At 50.5% G+C, this 3070-nt stretch carries 2 rRNA genes; both read left to right on the top strand.

Annotation, left to right across the window (positions count from 1 at the left end):
* Nucleotides 1–73 precede the first annotated feature (73 nt).
* Nucleotides 74–2928: ribosomal RNA gene (locus HMPREF1863_RS01940) — 23S ribosomal RNA — on the top strand.
* Nucleotides 2929–2955: 27 nt separating this feature from the next.
* A 5S ribosomal RNA gene (gene rrf, locus HMPREF1863_RS01935) occupies nucleotides 2956–3070 on the top strand; the annotation flags it as partial.

Here is a 3070-nt window from a genome sequence, read left to right as displayed (position 1 = left end):
AAAAACGAGAACATCGTAAATCAAATCTTCAAATTTAAATTTAAAGATTACAATTTCAACGAATAGATCGTAAGGTCAAGTTAGAAAGAGCATCCGGTGGATGCCTTGGCACCAAGAGCCGATGAAGGACGTGATAAGCTGCGAAAAGCTATGGGGAGTGGCAAATACACTTTGATCCATAGATATCCGAATGGGGAAACCCGCTAAGATAGCCTCTTAGCATTCTAAGGTGAATTCATAGCCTTAGAAAGGAATACCGGGGGAACTGAAACATCTAAGTACCCCGAGGAAAAGAAAGAAACCTCGATACCCTAAGTAGCGGCGAGCGAACGGGGTAGAGCCCAACTTGAGATACGGCATGTATAGCGAGCAGAACGACATGGAAAGGTCGACCATAGCGGGTAACAGTCCCGTATGCGAAGTGACAACATGCTACTCTAAACGAGTACCACAGGGCACGTGAAACCCGGTGGGAATACAGGGGGACCACCCCCTAAGGCTAAATACTCCTTGGTGACCGATAGCGCATAGTACCGTGAGGGAAAGGTGAAAAGAACCCCGGGAGGGGAGTGAAATAGAATCTGAAACCGGATGTTTACAAGCAGCGAAAGTAGTTTATACTACGATCGTGTACTTTTTGTAGAACGGGCCAGCGAGTTATGATTTTTAGCGAGGTTAAGGCGTCGAGCGCCGGAGCCGCAGCGAAAGCGAGTCTGAACAGGGCGAAGAGTTAGAGGTCATAGACCCGAAACCGCGTGATCTATCCATGGGCAGAGTGAAGTTGCCGTAAAAGGCAATGGAGGCTCGAACCGGGTAACGTTTAAAAGTTATCGGATGACCTGTGGATAGGGGTGAAAAGCCAAACGAACGCGGAGATAGCTGGTTCTCCTCGAAATAGCTTTAGGGCTAGCCTGGATGGAAATGTCTCGGGGGTAGAGCACTGAATGGTCAAGGGACTTTACCAAGTTACCGCGACCTATCAAACTCCGAATACCGAAGACATGATCCACCGGAGTCAGACTATGTGGGATGAGCTTCATAGTCGAAAGGGAAACAGCCCAGACCACCAGCTAAGGTCCCAAAATTCGTGTTAAGTGGGAAAGGATGTGGAGTTACTGAGACAACTAGGATGTTGGCTTAGAAGCAGCCATACATTGAAAGAGTGCGTAATAGCTCACTAGTCAAGTGACTCTGCGCCGAAGATAACCGGGGCTAAACACGATACCGAAGCTGTGGAATCCGAATGGATTGGTAGAGGAGCATTGTGTAGGCGATGAAGCAAAAGCTGTAAGGCATTGTGGAGCGTACAGAAGAGAGAATGCTGGCATGAGTAGCGAGAGGTGAGTGAGAATCTCACCCGTCGAAAACCCAAGGTTTCCTGAGGAAGGCTCGTCCACTCAGGGTAAGTCGGGACCTAAGGCGAGGCCGAAAGGCGTAGTCGATGGACAACAGGTGGAAATTCCTGTACCGGCAACCGCAACGAAGATGTGGGGACGCAGGAGGATAGGCGTAGCGCCCAGTTGGTGAGGCGTGCAAGCACAAAGGATGAGAAGTAGGCAAATCCGCTTCTCTTAAGTCTGAAGTGTGATGCGTATCGAAAACAAGTAGAGAAGGAGCTGACTCCATACTGCCAAGAAAAGCCACTATTCGCGAATTGTCGCCCGTACCGCAAACCGACACAGGTAGGTGAGGAGAGAATCCTAAGACGAGCGGAAAAACCTTTGTTAAGGAACTCGGCAAAATGACCCCGTAACTTCGGGAGAAGGGGAGCCCCCTAAGGGGGGCCGCAGTGAAAAGGCCCAAGCGACTGTTTACCAAAAACACAAGTCTCTGCGAAGTCGAAAGACGAAGTATAGGGGCTGACACCTGCCCGGTGCTGGAAGGTTAATGGAAAAAGTTAGCGCAAGCGAAGCTTAGAACTGAAGCCCCAGTAAACGGCGGCCGTAACTATAACGGTCCTAAGGTAGCGAAATTCCTTGTCGGGTAAGTTCCGACCCGCACGAAAGGTGTAACGATTTGGGCACTGTCTCAACAAAGGATCCGGTGAAATTGTAGTAGCGGTAAAGATGCCGCTTACCCACGACAGGACGGAAAGACCCCATGGAGCTTTACTGCAGGCTGATATTGGATTTTGGAATGGACTGTACAGGATAGGTGGGAGACTAAGAACGAAGCGCGCCAGTGTTTCGGGAGTCGCCCTTGGGATACCACTCTATTCATTCTGAAATTCTAACCTACTTCCGTGAATCCGGAAGAGGGACACTGTCAGTTGGGCAGTTTGACTGGGGCGGTCGCCTCCCAAACAGTAACGGAGGCGTTCAAAGGTTTCCTCAGCACGGTCGGAAATCGTGCGAAGAGTGCAAAGGCAAAAGGAAGCTTAACTGCGAGAGCGACAACTCGAGCAGATGCGAAAGCAGGACTTAGTGATCCGGTGGTACCGAGTGGAAGGGCCATCGCTCAACGGATAAAAGCTACCCTGGGGATAACAGGCTTATCTCCCCCAAGAGTCCACATCGACGGGGAGGTTTGGCACCTCGATGTCGGCTCGTCTCATCCTGGGGCTGAAGCATGTCCCAAGGGTTGGGCTGTTCGCCCATTAAAGAGGCACGCGAGCTGGGTTCAGAACGTCGTGAGACAGTTCGGTCCCTATCCGTCGTGGGCGTAGGAAATTTGAGAGGGTCTGTCCTTAGTACGAGAGGACCGGGATGGACAAACCGCTGGTGTATCAGTTGTCATGCCAATGGCACGGCTGAGTAGCTAAGTTTGGACGGGATAAGCGCTGAAAGCATCTAAGCACGAAGCCCCCCTCGAGATGAGATTTCCCTCATATGATAAGACCCCTTGTAGCCCACAAGGTTGATAGGTCTCAGGTGGAAGTGTAGCAATACATGCAGCTAAGAGATACTAATCGGTCGAAGACTTGACCAAAGATGATTGTATATGTAGAATGGTTCGTCCGGTAACCATAGCAAGAGGGACACACCTGTACCCATGCCGAACACAGAAGTTAAGCCTCTTAACGCCGATGGTACTTGGTTGGTAACGACCTGGGAGAGTAGGAAATTGCCGG

This window comes from Aedoeadaptatus coxii (assembly GCF_001553115.1).
GTDB classification, from domain to species: Bacteria; Bacillota; Clostridia; order Tissierellales; family Peptoniphilaceae; genus Aedoeadaptatus; species Aedoeadaptatus coxii.
This window is presented reverse-complemented; position numbering and strand designations above follow the sequence as displayed.